Here is a 22910-nt window from a genome sequence, read left to right as displayed (position 1 = left end):
ACTTTTTTCTGGACCCGCCATGAGCCAATCCAGCGCCCTCGACAGTTTTCTCGACAAGTGGCGAACCCGCTGGCCGGAATGGTCGGTTGCCGAGCCTTTCGTTCCCGAACCGCAGCGGCACCTGGCTGCGGCCTGGTTTGCCTTGCTGCAGGAATGGGAGGACATCATGAATATCGCCGGCGATCCGTTGCCGGCCGATGCCAAGCTGGCGTGGTGGCAGCAGGAACTGCGCGACTGGTCCGGTCAACGCTCGCGGCACCCACTGGGGCGCGTGCTGGAGCCGGTGCGTGCGCCGTGGGCGCAGTTGGCCGAGACCTTGCCGGCGATGCAGGTGGCACGTGCGCAGCCGGCGTCGCTGCAGCAGGCGCTGGATCAACTGCGTGGCTTTGCCGAAGCGGTGGTCGCGGTGGAAGCGGTGTTGTTCGCGCGCGGCCAGCCAGGCGATGCCAGTGCGGTGTCGGTGCAATGGCTGGACGCACGGCAACGCGTGGCCGGTGACAGTGCCGCGCCCGGCGGCGTCACCCCCGTTGCCTGGCGCACGCAGCTGCTACGTGCGTGGCCTCGCAAGCCGGCATTGGCACGGCCGCATCGGGTGTGGTCGCGCCTGGCACGGTTGCGTCTGCAGCGCGAACTGGACGGCAAGGCAGCCTATCCGCCGCCGGTACAGCAGCTGTGGCATAGCTGGCGCGCAGCTAGCGGCGCGGACTGAGCGCAAGCGATACGCCCGCGCGGCCGCAACGTGCGAGCGCACGCATGTGTCCTGCGGGCTGCCGGACAGCCCGTTGCATTGTTGGGTTCGGACCGATGGCTTGCTGCGACCGGCAGATCGCAGCAAGCGTTGCATCGGCATGTGACTGCCTTGGCGCTCGGCACGCTGGATTCAAATCGGCGAATCCGGCAGCACCGAGTGATAGGCAATGAAGGCGTCATTGCATTGCAGTGGCGTGCCCGGGCCGGGTTTGCCCTGTAGCTGCACATCGTTGGGCACCGATTCGGTCAGCTGATCGTAAAAGCTCACCGGGCCGCCCTTGAAGGTGAAGTGCGTCGCGCCCGGATTGCTCGCAGGCCCGCCGAAATGCGGCTGCGCGAAGCTGACCTTGCCGCCTTCCAGCACGACATTGTCCAGCGAGATGGTGATCGGCAGGGTAGTGCCGGCATCGCGATACCCATAGAAACTCAATTCGCCGCCGCCCAAGGTGGTCGAACCCAGCGAATGCACGTGACTGAGCGAAATGCCGTTGAACTGCGGGGGCTTGTCGCGGGTGGCCGGGTTGGCGTAGTTGGCATCGAACACCAACGGCCGCGCAACCCCGCGCATGCAGATGTTCTCGAAGCTGATGTCGTAGACCTGGCCGCCGCGGGAGGCATCGGACTTGATGCGCAGGCCGTTGGCCGAATAGGGGTCGCGCTGCACATCGTTGGCGTTGAAGCCGTCGATGCTCAAGCCGCGCACGGCGATATGGCGCATGCCCGAATCGGTTTCGCTGCCCAGCGAAAAACCATGGGTGTAGTAGAACTGGTTGTAGGCGAACAGCATGTTTTCCGAGGCGATGCTGCGCTTGCTGTTGGCGTGCGCCTTGATCGCCACACCGTCATCGCCGGTGCCGATGTACGAGTAGGCCAGCAGCACATTCTTCGACTGGCCCGGGTCGAAGCCATCGGTGTTCTTGGCAGTCTCCGGCGTGAAGCAGGTCGCGTGCGGATTGACGTCCGGTGTGCTGCCTGCCGGGCATCGGTAGCCGGGGCGCGAATAGACCAGGCTGGGCGCCAGAATCTTGATGCCCCATGCGGTCAGGCCCACCACGTTGTCGCTGATGACATGGAAATTGGGCGAGTTCTCCAGGGTGATGTCGTACAAGGTGACGTCGGTGCTGTCGTCGATCTGCAGCAGGCGCGGCACGTGCTGGCTCAGGCCCTTGGTGACGTTGAGATAGGCAAGATCCCACCAGCTGGCCTTGCCGGCATTGGGCCCGGCAGTGAGCGTGCTGCCGCCACGGCCGTCGATCTTGCCGGCGCCGACGATGGCGCTGTGGGCTGTGTCGGAGAGATGGATCAGCGGACTGCAGGACTTGGCCTTGTCGCTGGTGGCGGTGCCGCAGGTGCCCAGGCCGTTGTCGTAGTCCTGCGGATTGCGCGAGCCGAACAAGGTGACGCCGCGGTCGATCCATAGCGTGACCCCGCTCTTGATGGTCAGCGGCCCGCTGAGCACGCCGGATTCGCCGGCATCGCCGGGGACAAGATGCACTGCGCTGCCGGCAGGGCAATCGTCGATGGCCGCCTGCAGGCGCGCGGTATCGCGCTTGGAGTGGGCCGGATCCTGATCCAGCGTGTCCAACGAACCGGCCACTGGCATCAGTGCGGCTTTTAGCGTGGCGCAGATCTGCGTCGGCAAGGTCGGCTGCTGGACCACGCCCCACTGGGTGGAGATGCTGTGCGCGGTGTCGGGCACATCCTGCCCGTGCGGCCGCGCTGCGCCGGCCTGCAAGCTTGTCATGCCGAACACGGCGAGCGTCAGTGGTGCGATGGCGGGAAAGGCGAAAGGAGATTGCATTGGGGGAGTGCTCCGATGGTGCGCGGCGACGATGCAATCTGCGCGCAGCAGCGATACGTTGCATGACAGCCGTGTGACCGTGCCTGGTGCGCCGGGCATGCAGTGCAGGTAGCGATGTTGCGAGGTCGATTGCGCGAGGGAGCGGCAAGCCTGGCGCCTCATGTGGACGGCCGACGTCGGAGGGGCGAACTCCACGCCGCGTCCCCGAAGTCATCAATGCAGTGCCCATTCCGATCAAGCGTTGCCATCGGGCAAGCGGATGTGCGGTAAACACCATCGCCTGTTGGTAGACCGCATCACGCGGATTGCCAACAGGCGATGGGTAGCGGAGCTACAACGAAACGTTGCTGTCAGGACGCTGCAAAAACCGCAGCTGTCGTGGCGATCGGTCAGTCGGCGGCCCCGGCCCCGGTATTGCCGTACTCGTAAAAGCGGTTTGCCGAGTTGGTGCAGCCGCTGCTGCAATACGGGCGGCTGGCGGTGGAGGCATTCCAGGGCGCGGTCTTGCGGATATGGCTGCCCAGGGTGGAGTCGCGCACCGTCACCTGGCCATTGGGCGAGGTGCCATTGACGTAAGCGCCCAGATTACTGACACCTTCGTCCCAGGCGCGGCCCAGATAGGTCTGGTTGTCGGGCGACCCGGAGCCGGCGACAAAGCGGCTGTTGATCGCCAGGAACCCATGGCTGCTGCCCGGGCGCGTGCTGGGCGCGAAGATATAGCCGCCACGGCTGCTGCCCAGGCGCGTACCCGCCGAGCGGATGAGGGCGTTGTCGAACACGCCGATGCCCGATCCGAAGATGAAGTCGACATCGCCTTCGATCGTGCTGTTCTTGAAATAGGCGCGAATCACGTTGGCGGCATTGGTCGCACTGATCAGCAAGGTGTCCTGATTGCCGGTCACCAGCACGTCTTCGAAGCTGGCCTGGTCGCCACGCACCGCCAGGGCGACGGCCGACTGGTTGTTGTCCTGATAGGTCCCTTCGACATAGCTGTTGTGCACGCGCAGGTGGCGTGCCTGGAAGCCCGCTGCGCGCACCGTCACGGTCGCGCTGTTGGAGGTGCCCACCGTGGTCGCCGACGCATTGCTGGCACAGGGGTGACTCGCCGTGCCGGCCGGCTTGGGCGTCGGGTTGGCGTTGTTGAAGCGGATGACGGTGTCGGTGGCGTTGGTGCCCAGCCCGAACAGGGTCAGCGGCGGCGCGTTGGTCGGCACGCATACCAGTTCGGTATAGGTCCCGGCCTTGATACTGATGTAGCGGCGCGTGCTGCCGCCCGCAGCCACGGCCGCATCGACCGCCGACTGCACGGTGCGATAGCGCGTGGAGCCATCGGCGGCAACCGCATAGTCCGCGCTGAGCAAGGCCACACCGGCGGTGGGGTTCCAGTTGTCGGTGACCAAGGCCGTGAGCGGCCCGGCCTTGGCCAAGGCGTTGGCGATCGTATAGGTGCCTGCTTCGCTGCTGGTGAGCTGCGGGCGTGAGGCGGTGCCGGTGAGTGCGGCCGCATTGGCGCTGACAAGGCTGAGCAGTGCAGCGGCGATGCAGGTCGTGCGGATATGCGAGACGGACATGGTGTGGCGCTCTCTTGGAAAGGGACGCATCAAACACGTGGGATATCGCAGAGGCTGGGCGCGAGGTCATCGTTGAGCGCGGTTGCCTGCGATGGAGCTTGCGCCACGCGCGTGTCGAAGTTCACCTCGCCCGCATGTGGTGCAGCGGCGATGGTACTGCCGGGTTCGCTTGCAGGCGCCGATGGTGCCAAGCAATGTGCAGGATGTGCGCAGTGGTCACGCTTTACATCGGGTGCAGGTCGCAACGCGCCCTCTCGAGTCGCTCTGTCGACGTGGCTTCGGGTTGCCGCTGCAGTGCATGCAGCGTCCTCACATGCCGTGGGCATGCGGCCTTCCAGACTCAGCGGCCCGCGTAATAACGCGTATGTCAGGAACCGAAATGGCAGATCCCAAAGAACTGCAGGAAAAATTCTGGAAGGCCCTGAAATCCGATCGCACCGTGATGCTCGGCCTGGATGGCGTCGAAGATGGCCATGCGCGTCCGATGACCGCACAGGTCGAAGGCGACAGCGGCGGCCCGATCTGGTTCTTCACCTCCAGGGACAATGCCTTGATTGCGATGCTGGGGCAGGGCCGTCGCGTCATCGGCGCCTTCAGCAGCAAGGGCCATGATTTGTTTGCCAGTATCAGCGGTTCGTTGATCGAGGACACCGACCCGGCCGTGGTCGAGCGTTTGTGGAATCCGCACGTCGCGGCATGGTACGAAGGCGGCAAGGACGATCCCAAGTTGGCGCTGTTGCGTCTGGACGCCGACCACGCACAGATCTGGCTCAACGGGTCCAGCCTGCTCGCCGGCATCAAGGTGTTGTTCGGTGTGGACCCGAAGAAGGATTATCAAGACAAGGTGGCGGACGTCCCGCTGCGTTGATGTCCACGCGCACATGCGGCCCAGCTGGCCGCGTGTGCGCGATGATGTCCTTGCACGGTGGTCATCGGCGTGCACCGACAGCGCGTGTAGCGCTCGCATGGCGTTGCAGCATTGGAGCGCTTGGTGGAGCGGTCCGCGCGATGTGTCAGGCGGTGCCCTGTTGCACGCGCCCAGGCGGCGCTGATCTGCGCTTCACCGGCTCACAACAGCGGACGGCGCAATGATCGTCTGCCAAGGCACAGCGCGCCTGTGTCGCAGCGCTCAACCAGGAGACTGACATGCAGCAGATCGAAATCGGCCAGATGGTATTTTTGCGCGACGGCGAGATTGGCGTTGGCGCGGTACGTGAGATTCGCAGCGACGGTGCCGAGCTGTTGATCAATATCGAGAACGGTGGCGATTTCGTGCTGCCGGCATCGGCGGTACGCGATGTGCATTCCGGCAAGGTAGTGCTGGATGTCGATCGATTACCCGAGAACGTGCGCAAATGCACTGCGTCATGTGCATGACAGCGAGCTGCAGACCAGCACGTATGCCGCCAGCAATCCGCACGATGGCGCGCTGCGGTAATCGTCATGTGCATCCATGATGCAGGTCGCCGTGCGCTTGATCACCGAGCTGCCTAATGGATGCGCAGTTGGCACTGTCGACGCAGTGCATGTTGCATCGCGATCCGATCGCTCAGGTCGGCGGCCAGTCGGCAGGGTGACTTCCGGGCGGCGCCGGATGCTCGGCTAATGTTTACCGTCGGACTCCACCATCGCGGGATCCGGCATGAGACTCGCCAGTTTGGCCATCGCCGTGTCGTTGCTTGCCGCATTCGATGCGGGTGCATTCGATTCGCCAGCGACCACCGCATCGGGCGAGGAACGCGAGGTGCGAGAAGCCGATACACGATTCTGGGCCGCCTACAACGCCTGCGACATGGATGGCATTGGCGAGCTGGTCACCGCGGACATCGAGTTCTACCACGACAAGACCGGACTCACGACCTCACGTGCGGCTGTGGTCGATTCCTTGCGCAAGGGGCCTTGCGCCGATCCGGCATCGCGATTGCGACGCGAACTCATCGATGAAAGCCTGGCGTTCCATCCGCTCAAGGACGGCTATGCGATCTTGTCGGGCCGCCACCGTTTCTACGTGCACCGGCGCGATCAGCCAGAACGCCTGGATGGGCAAGCCGATTTCACCACCGTGTGGAAACGCGACGGCGGGCGCTGGCGCATGCATCGCGTGCTCAGCTACGCGCATGCAGCCGTGGCGTATGTGCCTGCCTCTGTCACGCTCAGGCTGCCGGCCGCGACCCTGGCGCGCTATGCCGGCAGCTACCATTCGGATCGCGCCGGCAACATTGCGGTGACCGTCGATGGAAACCACCTGAAACTGGTTGCCGGCAGTTTCGTGGCCACGCTCTATCCCGAATCGACGACGCGTTTCTTTGCGGTCGAGCGGGATATCCGCTTCGATTTCGAGACGAACGGTGGTGGGCATCCAACATCGCTGGCCGTTTACGAGAACGGAGTCGTCACTGAGCGGGCACTGCGCGAAAGATGATCGCACGCAGGTTGTCATCGGCCTGTGCGCATCCCCAGGCTCGCGGGAAGGCTGGTTATGCGCGACGCGGGGTACACACTCGGCTAGCTGCCTTGCTCAAGACCGATTCCATATCCGTCGGCCAGAGCCTCACGCATCCGGCAACAGGAACGTGCGCGGAGCGGCATCGGCAGGCCCGGCCGACGGCAGCGCCGGTTGTTCTGCTTCATCCTTGAGTTGCACACCGGACAACTTGCGGCGGAACGATTCGCGTAACAGAAACGCAAGTTTATGCGTGGCATCGGCGTAACTCAGTCCTTCGGCGCGGATATTGGAGATGCAGTTGCGGGCGGCATCGGTCAAGCCGACGCGCGGCGTGTAGGTGAGATACAGGCCGAGACTATCGGGCGAACTCAGTCCCGGCCGCTCGCCGATCAAGACGATCACGGCGCGCGCGTCGAGCAGCTCGCCGACCTCGTCGCCAATGGCGACGCGTCCTTGTGCAACCAGCACGACCGGGGCCAACGACCAGTCTTGCTGCACTGCCAGGGCATCGATCTGTTCGAGCATGTTCGCCGCATGCCGATGTACCGCCAACGCAGAGAGCCCGTCAGCGACCACCACCGCGACATCATGCCCGCCGCCATGAACGGCGGTGAGTCCGCGCAGATGCGTGGCAGCGTCGTCGGCCAGGCGACGGCCCAGATCCGGGCGTTGCAGATAGGTGTGCCGGTCCACCGCAGCGCTATGCAACAGAATGCTGCGGCGCCCGCGTTGTTCCAGCGCGGCCTGCAGTGGCGCCGGGTCGAATGCCAGATGCACCGCATCGCGCGCCTGCGCATGCGCCAGCTGAAAATCCAGATGGGCTGCGGTGGGCAGGCTGGTACCGACCCGTCCGAGTGCGATGCGTGCAGGAGTGAGCTGGCGCAGTTGCGCCCAGGCATCGTGCGGGGAGGCTGTCGGGTCGCTCATTGCGGCGTCCCGCTGGGGAACTGCGACAACGCGCGGCGAAATGCCGCGGGCACCTCGCTGCCCAGTGCAAACCGTCCGTCCCCGTGCAGTCGCAGGATGCCTTGCTGCTCCAGCCATTGCTCGAATTCGGGCGCCGCTCGCAGGCCAAGCGCCTGACGCGCATACAGCGCATCGTGGAATGAGGTCGTCTGGTAGTTCAGCATCACATCGTCCGAGCCGGGAATACCCATGATGAAATTGATGCCGGCGGTGCCGAGCAGGGTCAGCAGGACATCCATATCGTCCTGGTCGGCTTCGGCATGGTTGGTGTAGCAGATATCGCACCCCATCGGCACGCCAAGCAATTTGCCGCAGAAGTGATCCTCCAACCCCGCACGGATGATCTGCTTGCCGTCGTAGAGATACTCCGGGCCGATGAAGCCGACCACGGTGTTCACCAGCAACGGTTTGAACTGTCGTGCTACCGCATAGGCGCGCACTTCGCAGGTTTGTTGATCGACGCCGTGATGCGCATTGGCCGACAGCGCGCTGCCCTGGCCGGTTTCGAAATACATCACGTTGTCGCCGACACCGCCGCGTCGCAGCGACATGCCTGCCTCATAGCCTTCCTGCAACAGCGCCAGGTTGATGCCGAAGCTGGCATTCGCCGCCTCCGTGCCTGCGATGGACTGGAATACCAGATCCACCGGTACGCCGCGGTTGATCGCCTCGATGGTGGTGGTGATGTGCGCCAGCACGCACGACTGCGTGGGGATCTGGTAGCCGGTGATCACCGCATCGAGCATGCGCAGCAACGCAGTGGTGGCCGCCAGGCTATCGCTTGCCGGATTGATGCCGATCACCGCATCGCCATTGCCGTACAACAGCCCGTCGAGCACGCTGGCGGCAATGCCGGTGGCGTCATCGGTAGGATGATTGGGTTGCAGACGGGTGGACAGCCGCCCGCGCAACCCCAAGGTATTGCGAAAGCGCGTGACCACGCGGATCTTCTGCGCCACCAGGATCAGGTCCTGCACGCGCATCAGCTTTGACACGGCGGCCACCATTTCCGGAGTCAGTCCGGGTGCCAGTGCGGCCAGCGCGGTTTCGTCGGCTTGCGCGCTCAGCAACCAATCGCGAAAGCCACCGACGGTGAGATGCGCGACAGTGGCGAATGCGTGGGCGTCGTGCTGGTCGACGATCAGCTGGGTGACTTCATCGGTTTCATAGGGCACCACCGCTTCATCGAGGAAATGACGCAACGGCAGATCCGCCAGCGCCATCTGCGCCGCCACACGCTGTCGCTCCGAGTCGGCCGCAAGCCCGGCCAGTTGATCGCCCGAACGCGCCGGCGTTGCCTTGGCCAGCAGGGTCTTCAGATCGGCAAAGCGGAACTGCTCGCCGCCAACGGTGCATGCAAAGCCGCTCATCTGCTGTTGGCCGCAGTCGAGGCCTGGCTGCGCAGGCTCAGCACGCAACACAGCGCGCCGAACAGCAGCAGGCCGACGAAGATCAACGCCACGATCGGGTTAAACCACACCATCGCCACCAGACAGACCAGCGCGAGCAACAGCGCAATCGCCGGCACCACCGGATACCCAGGCGCGCGGAAGCTGCGCTCCAGACCCGGCTCGCTGCGCCTCAGCTTGAACAAGCTGAGCATGCTCATCACATACATCACGATGGCGCCGAACACCGACATGGTGATCATTGCCGCAGTCAGCGACATGCCCTGAATCTTCACCACGCTGTCGCTGCAGATTGCGGCAATGCCGATGGCGCCGCCGGCCAGGATCGCGCGATGCGGCGTGCGAAACCGCGACAACGTCGCCAGCCCATGCGGCAGAAAGCCGGCACGCGCCAGCGCGAAGAATTGCCGCGAATAGCCCAGGATGATGCCGTGGAAGCTGGCCACCAGGCCGAACAGGCCGATCCACACCAGCATATGCAGCCAGGTCGAACTGTTGCCGACCACCGCCTTCATCGCCTGCGGCAGCGGATCGTTGATGTTGGAGAGCTGGCGCCAGTCGCCCACGCCGCCGGCGAAGACCATCACCCCCAGCGCCAACACCACCAGGGTGAGAATGCCGGCGATGTAGGCACGCGGGATCGTGCGCTTGGGGTCCTTGGCCTCCTCGGCGGCCATCGCCGCGCCTTCGATCGCCAGAAAGAACCAGATCGCAAAGGGGATCGCGGCAAAGATGCCGGAGATCGCCGCTGGGCCAAATACGTCGCTGCCGGCCCAGCCATTGGCGGCGAAGCGCGCCACACTGAAACCCGGTGCGACCACGCCCATGAAGACCAGCAGTTCGATCACTGCCAGCAAGGTGACGATCAGCTCGAAGGTGGCCGCAATCGCCACCCCGACAATGTTCAAGCTCATGAAGATCACGTACGCGCCGATGGCTGCGATACGTGGGTCCAGCGTGGGGAACTGCACATTCAGATACGCACCGATTGCCATCGCGATGGCCGGTGGCGCAAAGACGAATTCGATCAACGTGGCCAGGCCTGCCAGCATCCCGCCATACGTCCCGAACGCGCGCAGGCTGTAGGCGAACGGCCCACCCGCATTCGGAATGGCGGTGGTCAGCTCGGTAAAGCTGAAGATGAAGCAGGTGTACATCACCGCAACCAGCACGGTGGTGACCAGAAATCCAAGCGTGCCGGCGGTGCCCCAGCCATAACTCCAACCGAAGTATTCGCCGGAGATCACCAGGCCCACTGCAATACCCCACAGCTGCCAGGTACCGAGTGTGGGCTTGAGTTGCTCGTTGCGCATGTCGCACATCTCCTGCAGTCGGGGGAGGGGAGACGAAGCACGTCGGTTGCCGGGACTGGGCCGCGACACCACTGACCATCGCTGGCTGATCGGTCGCTGTCATCGGCAATGATCGACGCTCTCCCGGTTATACCCCAAAGCCCGGCGACGGACACAAGCGCAGCGGGTAGGTGTGGCGGAACGTGGTGGCGTTCCGAACTGTATTAACGTTCCCGATGCTTGACCTGCGGTTGCGGAGAGGCAAGCCTGCTCCTAGCTCCTAGCTCCTAGCTCCTAGCTCCTAGCTTCTAGCTTCTAGCTTCTAGCTTCTAGCTCTCGGTCTGAAAGCCCCTCTCCCCTCGGGAGAGGGGTTGGGGTGAGGGTAAGGTTGCTCAGTTAACCAGCCGACGCCGCACCCTCATCCGGCGCTACGCGCCACCTTCTCCCGGTGGGGAGAAGGGAGGTGTCCACGAGTAGCTGTGAGCGCGCGAGGGTTGAACGCTTATTGCGCAGGCTCTGGCATCGGCACACGCCGATAGGACACGCATTCGATCAATCAACAAGTGCGCGGAATAGTCGAGGACACGCTTCGCTGCCGACAAGCGAACGCCCCTCTCCCCCTGGGAGAGGGGTTGGGGTGAGGGTACGGTTGCTCAGTTAACCAGCCGCCGCCGCACCCTCATCCGCCCTACGGGCACCTTCTCCCGGAGGGAGAAGGGAAAAGCCGCCCAACTGCACCCACTTTCCGCGCTCAAGCACCAGCAAGGGGTCGATGCGCACATCGAACCGCGCCGCAGAGATCGTTGGTTGCCGGCATGATTGCCGCGCCGCTGCGCGCCAGCGTTCCACGAGTCAGCAGATCAGTAGGCCTACTTTCCCCGCTCAAGCACCAGCAAGGGGTCGATGCGCACATCGAACCAGTTCATTCCCCAATGCAGATGCGGTCCGGTTGCGCGCCCGGTCGCTCCCACCGCGGCAATCACCTGGCCTTGTTCCACCCGATCGCCCACTTTGACGTCGATCCGCGACAGGTGCAGGAAATTGGAGCTGACGCCAAAGCCGTGATCGAGCAGCAGCGTGCCGCCGGTCAGATACAGATCCGGCGCGGCAAAGGTGACCACGCCGGCCGCCGGCGCCTTGACCGGCGTGCCGGTCGGCACGGCGATGTCCATGCCCGAGTGTCCCGCGCCCGGTTGGCCGTTGTACACGCGCGCATTGCCGAACCGGCCGCTGATACGGCCCTGCACCGGCCAGATGAAGGGCTGCGCAAAATCGGTGCGTGCATCGTCGCGATCGCGCGCGGCGGTGACTTGCGCCTGCTCGCGTTTGATGCGCTCGGCAATGGCGGCAGGCGGGTTCACCGTCTTGGGTGGCACGCCATTGACCCGCTCGGTCGGCCAGTCGCGTGGCGTCACTGCGATGCTGCTGGTGCGCTGGGTGCCATCGGGCAAGGTAATGCGCACCTGCAGCGGGCCGGTGGCATCGCGGCCAATGCCGAACACCACGCTGCCGTAGCCGCTGACACGCAAGCTGCGCCCCGCATACTGCACGTTGCTGCCGGCAGGCACCTTGCCGATCACCATCGCCCCTTGCGACGCGCTGGCCGGGAACACCACGCCAGCCTCGCTTGTGGCCTGCGCCTGCACCGCACCCGCACTCGTGATGGCCGGCGCCAGCGCCAGCCATGCACCCAGGAAGGCTGCGCGCATCAGCGGTCGAAGGTCAGGCGCTGGCCGGCGGCGCTGCCGACCAGCCGTTCGCCATCCCACACCTGCTGGCCGTTGACCCAGGTCGCGGCGATGCGCGAACGGAAGGTGGTGCCTTCGAACGGCGACCAGCCGCATTTGGACAGCACCTGCTCGCGCTTCACGGTGAACGGGGTGTTGTCGATCATCACCAGATCGGCGAAGTAGCCTTCGCGCAGAAAGCCGCGCTCTTCCACATCGAACAGCTGCGCCGGCGCATGCGCGAACTTCTGCACGATGCGGGTGATCGGCAGCTTGCCCTCATGCACCAGCTCCAGCGCGGCGACCAGCGCGTACTGCACCAGCGGCAGGCCCGATGGCGCCTGCGCATAGGGCTTCTGCTTTTCTTCCCAGGTGTGCGGGGCGTGGTCGGTGGCCAGCACGTCGATGACGTCTTCGGCCAGCGCATCGATCAGTGCCAGGCGATCTTCGGCGTTCTTGATCGCAGGATTGCACTTGATCAGATTGCCCAGCCGCGCGTAATCGCTGCGGTCGAAGCGCAGGAAGTGGATACAGGTCTCGGCGGTGATGCGCTTGCGCAGCTTGCCGTCGGCATCCACCAGTGGGCCGGATTCGAACAACGACAGCTCGTCGGCGGTGGAGATGTGCAGCACATGCAGGCGGGTGTTGTGCTTGCGCGCCAGCGACACCGCCAGTTGCGACGACTTCAGACAGGCTTCGCGTGAACGGATGTCCGGATGCATCTCCGGGGTCAGCGCATCGCCGTATTTTTCCTTGTACTGCGCCATCGTCGCATCGATGGTCGGGGTGTCTTCGCAGTGGGTGATGATCGGCGTGGGCGCGTCGCGGAAGATGGCGTCCAGCGTTTCCGGGTCATCCACCAGCATGTTGCCGGTAGAGGCGCCCATGAACACCTTGATGCCCGGTGCGGTCTTGGGGTCCAGCGACTGGATGTGAGCCAGGTTGTCGTTGCTGGCGCCCATGTAGAAGCCGTAGTTGGCCCAAGCGCGCCCGGCGGCCGCATCGTACTTGGCCTGCAGCGCAGCGGCGTTCAGGGTCGGCGGATTGGTGTTGGGCATGTCCATGAAGCTGGTCAGGCCGCCAGCCACCGCTGCGCCCGATTCGGTCGCGATATCGCCCTTGTGGGTCAGGCCCGGCTCGCGGAAGTGCACCTGGTCGTCGATCATGCCCGGCAGCACCCAGCGCCCGGCAGCGTCCACCACGGTGTCGCCGGCGGCAGGCGTGATCTTGCTGTCGATCTTGGCGATGCGGCCGCCCTCGATCAGGAGATCGGCGTCGAACTCCTTGCCTTCATTGACCAGGCGGGCATTGACGATGACGGTTCGGCTCATGGATGAGGTCCTTTGCAACTGCAGGAAGAAGAGGGGGGAGAGGGAGCGGAGGCGGGTGCATCCGGCACCGGATCGAAGCCGCCCGGATGGAAGGGATGGCAGCGGCCCAGCCTGCGCGCGGCCAGCCAGCTCCCGCGTAGCGGGCCGAAGCGGCCAATGGCGGTCATCGCATACTCCGAGCAACTGGGCGCAAAACGGCAGCGCGGCCCGAGCAGCGGGCTGATGAACAGCTTGTAGAAGCGCAACAGCGCGATGAGCAGGCGTCCGATCACTTGCCAATCATATGCCAGTTGCATTAATAGGTGGTTGCCGGGGGTCCGCGGGGTACGTTATAAAGGCCCGCTTTCCCGGGCCCCGGGGGAACCAAGGAAGAGCGTTTCGTGGCTGCTAAAAAACCTGCAAAAAAGGCCGTAGAGGCCGCCAAGAAGTCCGCCAAACCCGCTGCGAAGAAGGCAGCGGCGCCCGCTGCTGCAAAACCGGCCGCCAAGAAGGCGACTCCGGCTCCCAAGCAACCGGTTGCCAAGAAGGCAGCTGCGACCAAGACCGTTGCCAAGCCGGCGGCGGCCTCCAAGACCGCAGCGACCAAGCCCGTGAAACCTGTCGCCAAGACCGCTGCCAAGCCGGCGGCGAGCAAGGCAGCTCCGGCTGCCGCCAAACCGGCTGCCAAGCCGGTGGCGTCCAAGTCCGTACCGAAGCCGGCCGCCAAGCCGGTTCCGGCCAAGTCAGTCCCGGTCAAGGCTGAGAAGCCCGCGCCCGCACCGGCCCCCAAGGCCGTCCCTGCGAAGCCGGCAAAGCCTGCGACCCCGTCACTTAAGAATCCCGTGCCCGTTTCGAAATCTTCCGCAAAAACGCCAACCAAAACCGAAGCCCCCGCCAAGCCCGCCGCGACCCGTCCGGTCGGCAAGGTGGCAGTGGCCGTGACTGCCAAGTCCTCCAGCCCGACGCCCAAGACCAAGTACAAGGTGGTCGACTACAAGATCGACGAGACCACCGGTCGTCCGATCCTCCCGCAGGGCTACAAGCCTTCGGCGGACGAGGAGTACATGAGCAAGCTGCAGCAGGAATACTTCCGTCAGCGTCTGCAGAGCTGGCGCAACGAGATGGTCGAGGAATCCAAGCAGACCATCGAAAACCTGCGCGAAGAAGTCCGCGATATCGGCGACGAAGCCGAGCGCGCCACGCGCGAGACCGAGAATTCGCTGGAACTGCGCGCCCGTGACCGCGCCCGCAAGCTGATCTCCAAGATCGACAGCACGCTCAAGCGTCTGGAAGACGGCGACTACGGCTACTGCGTGGATACCGGCGAAGAAATCGGCCTGGACCGCCTGGACGCGCGTCTGACTGCCGAGCGCACCATCGACGCCCAGGAGCGTTGGGAGCACCTGCAGAAGCAGCAGGGCGACTGATCGTCGTCGTCCGTTCGCATCAAAAGCCCCCGCCATGTGCGGGGGCTTTTTTGTGTGTGGCGGTGGGATGCCGCAGGCCGTTTTTTGGCCCGTCGTTGCAGGGCGCAAGGTCACAGCGCGTCGTGCGGGCCGCTTGATGCTGTTGCATCGACTGTCGCAACGCGAGCGCGCGCAAGCGGCGTGGGGACTGGCGTCATCTGCGGCCGACCCTCGCCAGGCTTGGCTTGCGCGTCTGACAACACGTAACGGGCATTGGGCATTGGTCATAGGCAACGGCAGCATGTGCAACCGTTGCCTCGTCTGGCTTGGATCGGAGCGTCCGATAACGCGCATGGAGCAGTCGTCACGGGCTCCGGCGGGATCTGCAATCGGGTGGCCTCGCCAGACTCGGCTGGGCGTCTGACAACACGTGGCGGGCAGTCATGGGCGGCCTTGGCCGCTGCGCTCATCACATCACCCGCGCGCACGCGATATCCACTACCGCGCCCGGCACCGACTGCGCCTCGCCTGTTTTGCAGTGCGCAGTCGTCTTGTCAGCTGCGCTTACTGCAGGTCGCGTAAATCCAGTTTGCGTAGCCGCGGGGCCTTCCAGGCCGTGGTCGCCACCACGCCCAGGGTGACGCAGCCGCCGATGACGACCGCCGGCACCAGCCCGACCAGCCGTGCCATGACGCCGTCGTAGAACGCGCCCAGCTCGTTGGACGAGCCGATGAAGATGCCGTTGATCGACGATACCCGTCCACGCATCGCGTCCGGTGTGGCGAGCTGCAGGATGGTCTGCCGCACCACCACCGACACGCCGTCGCACATGCCGTAGACCAGCAGGATCGCTGCCGACAGCCAGAAGTGCCGCGACAGGCCGAAGGCGATGGTGCACAGCCCGAAGCCGGCCACCGACAGCATCAGGATGCGCCCGGCATTGCGCTGCAGCGGGTGCCGCGCCAGCCACACGCCGACCACGATCGAGCCCAGCGCCGGCGCACCGCGCAGGATGCCCAGGCCTTCGGGGCCGTAATGCAGGATTTCCTGGATGAAGGCGGGCAACATCGAGACAGCGCCGCCCAGCAACACCGAAAACATGTCCAACGCCATCGCGCCCAGCATGATCTGGTTGGAGAGCACGAACTGCGCACCTTCGGCGATGCTGCGGAAGATCGGCGCCCGCGGGCCGGCGTTGACCGGCTCGCTGACGCGCAGCAGCGCCAGGGCCAGGATCGCCACCAACGCCACGCCGGCGGCCACGCCATAGGCCAGCCCCTTGCCGCCCCAGCCGACCAGCACGCCGCCAAGCGCCGGGCCGATCACCATGCCGGCCTGGAAGGTGACGCTGCCGATGCTGGCGCCGCGTGCGAACGCTTCGCGCGGCAATGCACGCGCGAACAAGGCGTTGTAGACCGGCGACAGGAACGAGCGCGCGGCGCCGGTCAATGCGATGGCGGCGTAGATCGGCCATACGCCCTGGACAGGTAGCCAGCCCTGCGCGACTGCCATCAACAGCAGGGCAGTGGTCACCAGCCCCAGCACTGCGACCATGCCCAGGCGCCTGCGTGGCAGATGGTCGACCAGATAGCCGGCAAACGGCGCGATGCAGAAGAACGGCAGGATTTCGGCAAGGCCGATCAGCCCGAGCGAGAGCGGATTGCGCGTGATCTCATAGATGTGCCAACCGACCGTGACCGCCACGACCTGATACGACAGCATTGCCGCGACGCGGTACAGCAACACCAGGCCGAAGCCAGGATGGGCGAACAGCGTGCGCAGCGAGTCGGTGGGCGAGGGCGTCGGCGTGCTCACTGTTGTGCGCGGGCCGTTTCACGGATGAACGCCAGCATGGCCGCCACCCCGTTGCTGCGCGTTGGCGACAGGTGCTTGGCCAGGCCAATGCCGGCGATGTAGTCCGGTTCGGTGGCCAGGATTTCCTGTGCGCTACGCCCGGAGTACACGCGCAGTGCCAGATAGATCAGCCCGGACACGATGGCCGAATCGCTGACGGCATGGAAGTCCAGCCGCTGCGCATTGCCTTCCGGCACGATCCACACCATCGACTGGCAGCCATGCAGGCGGTGTTCTTCGGTCTTCCACTGTTCCGGGAAGGTGGGCAGCTTGCGACCCAGGTCGATCAGGTACTGGTAGCGCTCGGACCAGTCGCCAAAGAAGGAGAACTCCTCGGCGATGGCGGCTTGCGCTTCGATGGCGGTGGGTTCTAGCGGGAAGGGGGTGGTGGTCATAAAAAATCCAGAATCGTTCGCAAAAATCCAGGGGCGTTCGGTCAAAGCCCCTCTCCTCCGGGGCGAGAGGGCGCGGTTTGCGCGCCATTGGCGCGCGTGCCTTGGGGCGCCCGCGCCGCCAGCGCGGGCCGGGGCGCGGAGCGGGGGTTGGGGTGAGGGTACGGGCGAAGCTTCGCTGTCATTCGATGAGGGTGGGTTCGCTCTTAACCTCAAAAACGATGCATGTGGCTTCGCCCGTACCCTCATCCGCCCCTTCGGGGCACCTTCTCCCGCGTGCGGGAGAAGGAATCTGACGGACGCAGGCAAGCGGTCAGCTGCGCTTCCAGCGCACACCTTGCGGGGTGTCTTCGAGCACGATGCCTTCGTCGGCGAGCTGCTCGCGGATGGCGTCGGCGCGGGCGAAATCCCTGGCCTTCTTCGCCGTACTGCGCTCTTCGACCAGGGCAGTGATGCGTGCATCGTCGCCGGCATCGGTGCCGCGCGAGAACCAGGTGGCCGGGTCCTGTTGCAGCAGGCCCAATGCCATTCCGGCCCCAAGGAGCTCGGCCTTGGCACGTTGCAATGCTGCAAGATTCTCCGCGCTGAGCGCCTCGCTTGGGCTGCCGGCCGGTGCAAACTCCAGCAGTGCCCGGTTCGCATCCTTGGCAAGCTTTGCCAGCACCGCCAGCGCCAGCGGTGTGTTGAGGTCGTCGCTGAGTGCGTCTTCGATCTGTTCGGGAATCGTGGGCTGCGCTTCGATCGCGCTGAGGCTGCGCAAGGGCCCGTACAAGCCGTCGAGCCGCTTGACCTGATCTTCGATCAGCGCATCGGACCAATCCAGCGGCTGCCGGTAATGCGCGCTCAATAGCGCAAGCCGTAGCGCTTCAGGCGGGTGCTTGGCGATCAGGTCGTGCACGGTCTCGATGTTGCCCAGCGACTTGCTCATCTTGGCGCCGCTGAAGTTGAGCATGCCGTTATGCAGCCAGAAGCGGGCGAAGGTGGCGCCGCCATGCGCGCACTCGCTTTGCGCGATTTCGTTTTCGTGATGCGGGAACTGCAGGTCCACGCCGCCGGCATGGATGTCGATGGTCGGGCCCAGGTGCGCGGCGGCCATCGCCGAGCATTCGATATGCCAGCCGGGGCGGCCGCGACCCCACGGTGAGTCCCAGCCGGGCAGGTCGTCGGTCGATGGCTTCCACAGCACGAAGTCGCCGGGGTCGCGTTTGTATGGCGCCACGTCCACGCGTGCACCGGCCAGCATTTCGTCGGGGTCGCGACGCGACAGCTTGCCGTAGCCGTCGAAACTGGCCACCGCAAACAGCACATGGCCTTCGGCGGCATAGGCATGGCCGGCTTCGATCAGCTGCTCGATCATCGCCACGATCTGCGGGATATGCGCGGTGGCTTCCGGCTCGATGTCCGGCGGCACCACGCCGAGCGCGGCCATGTCCTGGCGATAGATCGCGGCGAAGCGGTCGGTGATGGTGGAGATCGGCACGCCCTGCGCCTGCGCGGCAGCGTTGATCTTGTCGTCCACGTCGGTGATGTTGCGTGCGTAGCGCAGCGCGCCATAGCGCCGCCGCAACAGCGCGGCCAGCACGTCGAACACCACCGGGCCGCGGGCGTTGCCGATATGCGCGTAGTTATAGACGGTGGGACCGCACACATACAGGGTGGGGCAGGACGGATCGAGCGGCGCGAACGGTTCGACCCGCCGCGTCAGGTTGTTGTGCAGGCGCAGGCTCATCGGCATCTGGAAAAGGGTAACCGCGCGATTCTAGCCCCTTGCGGCAGGATGGCGAACCGGCACGCCGACACCGGCGAACGGATGGGCTGCGTTCAGCCCCGGAGATCGCAAGCTCCATACACTTACGTATTGCCTGGCTTCGCCACTTCGGTCCTGATGCGACTTCTTCTGTTCCCCACGCTGTGTGTGCTGGCCTGGCAGGCATTGTCGGCACATGCGGCAGAGCCCGATGTCAAAAATCGGGTCGTCGTCATCGAAAACGTCAAGCTGGATTACGCGCAGGTGCTCAATGTCGAGCCGGTCTATCAGACCCTGCGCGCCACCCGCATCGAAGAACAGTGCGAGGCCGAACAGGCGACGCCGGTACCGGTGCCGGCTGTCGAAGACGAGGGTCGCATCAACCGCATGGTGGATTCGGTCAAGGAAATGTTCTCGCGTCGGCCCGAACCGGCGACGCCGGCGGCAGTGCCGCCCACCAGCCCCCGCCGCAATTGCAAGGTCGTGGAAGTGCCGCGCGAGTTCCGGCGCCCGATCGCCTTCGATGTGGACTACGTCTACAAGGGCACCAAGTACCGCTCGCGGCTGCCGGAAGATCCGGGCAACCGGCTGCGCATCCGGGTCTCGGTGACCCCGTACATTCCCGACGCCATCGTCGCACCGCCGCGCTGAGGCGCAGGGCGGTTGCGCCGTGCCCGCATGCATGCGAGGATTCGCGCCCTATGCAAGCAATCCCCTTTCAGCACGACACCAGCGCCGCCCGGATGGCCTCCGGCATGACCTCGCGTGCCCGCCGACCGGAATCCCACATTTTCGCTGGGTAACCGGGGCGTTTTGCTGTCCGTTCTGAAGACCCAGCCCACAGGCTGGGTTTTTTCGTTTTGGCGTCACGAAAGTTTCAACCGCAAGAAACGCGCATGTCGCGCACCCCGTCGCTCCTGGCGGACCACGCAGCAGAAGCACGCAGCAAAGGATCGATCGATGTCACTGAAGCACTTCTTGAACACCCAGGACTGGAGCCGCGCCGAACTGGACGCGCTGTTGACCCAGGCCGCGTTGTTCAAACGCAACAAGCTGGGAAGCGAGCTGAAGGGCAAGTCGATCGCGCTGGTGTTTTTCAACCCGTCCATGCGCACCCGCACCAGCTTCGAGCTGGGCGCATTCCAATTGGGTGGGCATGCGGTGGTGCTGCAGCCGGGCAAGGACGCCTGGCCGATCGAGTTCAACCTGGGCACGGTGATGGACGGCGACACCGAAGAGCACATCGCCGAAGTGGCGCGCGTGCTCGGTCGGTATGTCGACCTGATCGGCGTGCGCGCATTTCCCAAGTTCGTCGACTGGTCCAAGGACCGCGAAGATCAGGTGCTCAAGAGCTTTGCCAGGTATTCGCCGGTGCCGGTGATCAACATGGAGACCATCACCCACCCGTGCCAGGAGCTGGCACATGCGATGGCCTTGCAGGAACACTTCGGTACGCCGGATCTGCGCGGCAAGAAGTACGTGCTGACCTGGACCTATCACCCCAAGCCGCTCAACACCGCGGTGGCCAATTCCGCGCTCACCATCGCGACCCGCATGGGCATGGACGTGACCCTGCTGTGCCCGACGCCGGACTACATCCTGGATCCGCGCTACATGGACTGGGCGGCGCAGAACGTGGCCGAAAGCGGCGGCTCGCTGCAGGTGAGCCACGATATCGACAGCGCTTACGCTGGTGCCGACGTGGTGTATGCCAAGAGCTGGGGCGCGTTGCCGTTTTTCGGCAACTGGGAACCGGAAAAGCCGATCCGCGACCAGTACCAGCACTTCATCGTCGACGAACGCAAGATGGCGCTGACCAACAACGGCGTGTTCTCGCATTGCCTGCCGCTGCGTCGTAACGTCAAGGCCACCGATGCGGTCATGGATTCGCCCAACTGCATCGCCATCGATGAAGCCGAGAATCGCCTGCACGTGCAGAAGGCGATCATGGCCGCGCTCGCAGGGCAGGGCCGGGCATGAGCGGGCATCTCCATCGCTACGCGGCGCAGGTGGTCTGGACCGGCGACCGCGGCGAAGGTACCCGCGACTACCGCAGCTACGGTCGCGATCACGAGGTCGCCATTGCCGGCAAGCCGACCCTGGCCGGTTCGGCGGACCCTGCGTTCCGTGGCGACGCCGCGCGGCACAACCCCGAAGACCTGCTGGTGGCCTCGCTGTCGGCCTGCCACATGCTGTGGTATCTGCACCTGGCCGCCGAGGCCGGCGTCGTGGTGCGCGGCTACGTCGACGATGCCGCCGGCACGATGGTGACCGAGGCTGGCGGCGGTCAATTCAGCGAGGTGGTGCTGCATCCTCTCGTCACGATTTCCGCCGGTGATCCGGCCACCGCCGAGGCGCTGCATCACGCCGCGCACGTAGCCTGTTTCATCGCCCGTTCGGTCAACTTTCCGGTGCGCTGCGAACCGCGCATCGTGGTCGCCGAGTGAGTTTTCTTTTCCCTTCCCCAGGATCTTCGTCATGAGCAGCAAAGATATCGTTCTCGCTTTCTCCGGTGGCCTCGACACCAGCTTCTGCATTCCGTATCTGCAGGAGCGTGGTTATGCGGTGCATACCGTGTTTGCCGACACCGGCGGTGTGGATGCCGAGGAGCGTGACTTCATCGAGAAGCGCGCCGCCGAGTTGGGCGCGGCCAGCCATGTCACCGTCGATGGTGGCCCGGCGATCTGGGAAGGCTTCGTCAAGCCGTTCGTGTGGGCGGGCGAGGGCTACCAGGGCCAGTACCCGTTGCTGGTGTCGGACCGTTATCTGATCGTCGATGCCGCGCTCAAGCGCGCCGAAGAGCTGGGCACGCGCATCATTGCGCACGGCTGCACCGGCATGGGGAACGACCAGGTGCGTTTCGACCTGGCGGTGAAGGCGCTGGGCGATTACCAGATCGTCGCGCCGATCCGCGAGATCCAGAAGGAACACACCCAGACCCGCGCCTACGAGCAGAAGTATCTGGAAGCGCGCGGCTTCGGCGTGCGCGCCAAGCAGCAGGCCTACACCATCAACGAGAACCTGCTGGGCCTGACCATGTCCGGCGGCGAAATCGACCGGTGGGAAGCGCCGGGCGAAGGTGCGCGTGGCTGGTGTGCACCGCGCAGTGCGTGGCCGACCGAAGCGTTGACGGTGACCTTGAAGTTCGTCGAAGGCGAGGCGGTGGAGCTGGACGGCAAGGCGCTGCCGGGCGCCAAGATCCTGGCCAAGCTCAATACCTTGTTTGCCCAGTACGGCGTGGGCCGTGGCGTGTACACCGGCGACACCGTGATCGGCCTGAAGGGCCGCATCGTGTTCGAGGCGCCGGGCCTGATCTCGCTGCTCACCGCGCACCGTGCGCTGGAAGATGCGGTGCTGACCAAGCAGCAGAACCGCTTCAAGCCGGACGTGGCGCGCAAGTGGGTGGAGCTGGTGTACGAAGGCTTCTATCACGACCCGCTCAAGACCGACATCGAGGCGTTCCTGAAGTCCTCGCAGGCCAAGGTCAACGGCGAAGTGACGCTGGAAACCCGCGGCGGCCGCGTCGATGCGGTGGCGGTGCGCTCGCCGCACCTGCTCAACACCAAGGGCGCGACCTACGCGCAGTCGGCCGACTGGGGCGTGGAGGAGGCGGAAGGCTTCATCAAGCTGTTCGGCATGAGCTCGACGCTGTACGCGCAGGTCAACCGCTGAGGTGACCTGCGCAGGCAGCCCGCATCTCCCTTCTCCCGCAGGCGGGAGAAGGTGGCGCATAGCGCCGGATGAGGGCGCCGAGCCGCATGCCCCCATCCGCCCTGTCGGGCACCTTCCCCCGCAGGCGGGGGAAGGGTCAGCTGGCGTTAGAACGACAAAACTACACGCTGCCTGACGCAATCAAAAAATCCACCCACACGCTGGCGACGCAATAAGACGCGATTAATGACCACTGCTCGACAACACACTGACGCATCTTCCTTCCCCCGCAGGCGGGGGAAGGGTCAGCTGGCGTTAGGACGACAAAACCACACGGTGCCTGACGCAATCAAGAAGTCCACCCACACGCTGCCGACGCAATAAGACGCGATTAATGACCACTGCTCGACAACACACTGACGCATCTTCCTTCTCCCGCGTGCGGGAGAAGGTGGCGCACGGCGCCGGATGAGGGCGACGAGCTGCATGCCCCCATCCGCCCTGTCGGGCACCTTCCCCCGCAGGCGGGGGAAGGGTCAGCTGGCGTTAGAACGACAAAACCACACGGTGCCTGACGCAATCAAGAAG

General features: G+C 64.9%; 19 protein-coding genes and 1 pseudogene. 9 read left to right on the top strand and 11 right to left on the bottom strand.

Annotated features, from left to right (window positions below):
* The first annotated feature begins 19 nt into the window (after positions 1-19).
* Positions 20-709 (top strand): isoprenoid biosynthesis enzyme family protein, encoded by a 690-nt coding sequence (locus Y887_RS06805; RefSeq protein ID WP_046963622.1) that lies wholly within the window; start codon positions 20-22, stop codon positions 707-709.
* A 171-nt stretch (positions 710-880) separates the two neighbouring features.
* Here Y887_RS06805 and Y887_RS06800 read toward each other — a convergent pair whose 3' ends face one another.
* Entirely contained in the window at positions 881-2551 is a 1671-nt protein-coding gene (locus Y887_RS06800) for a glycoside hydrolase family 28 protein (protein WP_104612106.1), read from the bottom strand.
* 389 nt (positions 2552-2940) lie between these two features.
* Positions 2941-4122: a putative acyl-CoA thioester hydrolase gene (locus Y887_RS06795; RefSeq protein ID WP_046963621.1), complete on the bottom strand. Its 1182-nt coding sequence runs from the start codon at positions 4120-4122 to the stop codon at positions 2941-2943.
* Between the two features lie 364 nt (positions 4123-4486).
* Here Y887_RS06795 and Y887_RS06790 point away from each other — a divergent pair, with 364 nt between their 5' ends.
* The 3 genes and pseudogenes from Y887_RS06790 (at position 4487) to Y887_RS06780 (ending at position 6544) form a co-directional block, all read left to right on the top strand.
* On the top strand, positions 4487-4990 hold the full coding sequence (locus Y887_RS06790; protein ID WP_181113144.1) for a pyridoxamine 5'-phosphate oxidase family protein: 504 nt from the start codon (positions 4487-4489) through the stop codon (positions 4988-4990).
* Positions 4991-5268: 278 nt separating this feature from the next.
* A pseudogene (locus Y887_RS06785) lies at positions 5269-5560 on the top strand (hypothetical protein).
* 219 nt (positions 5561-5779) lie between these two features.
* Complete coding sequence (locus Y887_RS06780; protein WP_245879428.1) at positions 5780-6544, top strand: nuclear transport factor 2 family protein; 765 nt, start codon at positions 5780-5782, stop codon at positions 6542-6544.
* Positions 6545-6673: 129 nt separating this feature from the next.
* Here Y887_RS06780 and eutC read toward each other — a convergent pair whose 3' ends face one another.
* From eutC to yidD, 6 genes are all read right to left on the bottom strand, one after another.
* Positions 6674-7495 (bottom strand): ethanolamine ammonia-lyase subunit EutC, encoded by an 822-nt coding sequence (eutC, locus tag Y887_RS06775; RefSeq protein WP_046963618.1) that lies wholly within the window; start codon positions 7493-7495, stop codon positions 6674-6676.
* Entirely contained in the window at positions 7492-8904 is a 1413-nt protein-coding gene (locus tag Y887_RS06770) for an ethanolamine ammonia-lyase subunit EutB (RefSeq protein ID WP_046963617.1), read from the bottom strand. The genes eutC and Y887_RS06770 overlap by 4 nt, the downstream gene beginning before the upstream one ends.
* Positions 8901-10265, bottom strand: a complete 1365-nt coding sequence (gene eat, locus Y887_RS06765) for an ethanolamine permease (RefSeq protein ID WP_046963616.1) — start codon at positions 10263-10265, stop codon at positions 8901-8903. Before eat ends, Y887_RS06770 begins: the two co-directional genes overlap by 4 nt.
* A gap of 839 nt (positions 10266-11104) precedes the next feature.
* Complete coding sequence (locus Y887_RS06760; protein WP_046963615.1) at positions 11105-11944, bottom strand: M23 family metallopeptidase; 840 nt, start codon at positions 11942-11944, stop codon at positions 11105-11107.
* Positions 11944-13293: a dihydroorotase gene (locus Y887_RS06755; protein WP_046963614.1), complete on the bottom strand. Its 1350-nt coding sequence runs from the start codon at positions 13291-13293 to the stop codon at positions 11944-11946. The genes Y887_RS06760 and Y887_RS06755 overlap by 1 nt, the downstream gene beginning before the upstream one ends.
* The gene (yidD, locus tag Y887_RS06750) at positions 13290-13589 is read right to left on the bottom strand and encodes a membrane protein insertion efficiency factor YidD (protein ID WP_046963613.1); all 300 of its coding nucleotides are present in this window, start codon (positions 13587-13589) and stop codon (positions 13290-13292) included. Before yidD ends, Y887_RS06755 begins: the two co-directional genes overlap by 4 nt.
* A gap of 84 nt (positions 13590-13673) precedes the next feature.
* Between yidD and dksA the strand changes: the two genes are divergently transcribed.
* On the top strand, positions 13674-14699 hold the full coding sequence (gene dksA, locus Y887_RS18740; RefSeq protein ID WP_084725954.1) for an RNA polymerase-binding protein DksA: 1026 nt from the start codon (positions 13674-13676) through the stop codon (positions 14697-14699).
* Between the two features lie 543 nt (positions 14700-15242).
* Here the strand turns inward: dksA and Y887_RS06735 are convergent.
* From Y887_RS06735 to cysS, 3 genes are all read right to left on the bottom strand, one after another.
* Entirely contained in the window at positions 15243-16493 is a 1251-nt protein-coding gene (locus Y887_RS06735) for an MFS transporter (RefSeq protein ID WP_046963611.1), read from the bottom strand.
* Positions 16490-16927, bottom strand: coding sequence for a SufE family protein (locus Y887_RS06730; RefSeq protein WP_046963610.1), 438 nt, complete (start codon positions 16925-16927; stop codon positions 16490-16492). The genes Y887_RS06735 and Y887_RS06730 overlap by 4 nt, the downstream gene beginning before the upstream one ends.
* Positions 16928-17237: 310 nt before the next feature.
* Positions 17238-18653, bottom strand: a complete 1416-nt coding sequence (gene cysS, locus Y887_RS06725; RefSeq protein ID WP_046963609.1) for a cysteine--tRNA ligase — start codon at positions 18651-18653, stop codon at positions 17238-17240.
* Between the two features lie 156 nt (positions 18654-18809).
* Here cysS and Y887_RS06720 point away from each other — a divergent pair, with 156 nt between their 5' ends.
* From Y887_RS06720 to Y887_RS06705, 4 genes are all read left to right on the top strand, one after another.
* A complete protein-coding gene (locus tag Y887_RS06720; RefSeq protein ID WP_046963608.1) occupies positions 18810-19322 on the top strand; it encodes a hypothetical protein in 513 nt (170 codons plus the stop codon).
* 309 nt (positions 19323-19631) lie between these two features.
* Positions 19632-20651 carry an N-acetylornithine carbamoyltransferase gene (locus Y887_RS06715; RefSeq protein ID WP_046963607.1) on the top strand — a complete coding sequence of 340 codons (1020 nt, stop codon included), beginning with the start codon at positions 19632-19634 and terminating at the stop codon, positions 20649-20651.
* Entirely contained in the window at positions 20648-21118 is a 471-nt protein-coding gene (locus tag Y887_RS06710; RefSeq protein WP_046963606.1) for an OsmC family protein, read from the top strand. Before Y887_RS06715 ends, Y887_RS06710 begins: the two co-directional genes overlap by 4 nt.
* A gap of 31 nt (positions 21119-21149) precedes the next feature.
* A complete protein-coding gene (locus Y887_RS06705; RefSeq protein ID WP_046963605.1) occupies positions 21150-22343 on the top strand; it encodes an argininosuccinate synthase in 1194 nt (397 codons plus the stop codon).
* Positions 22344-22910 lie beyond the last annotated feature (567 nt).

It is taken from the genome of Xanthomonas pisi DSM 18956, assembly GCF_001010415.1.
GTDB classification, from domain to species: Bacteria; Pseudomonadota; Gammaproteobacteria; order Xanthomonadales; family Xanthomonadaceae; genus Xanthomonas; species Xanthomonas pisi.
Note: the sequence above shows the minus strand (reverse complement) of the source record. Positions and strands in the feature narration are given on the sequence as shown.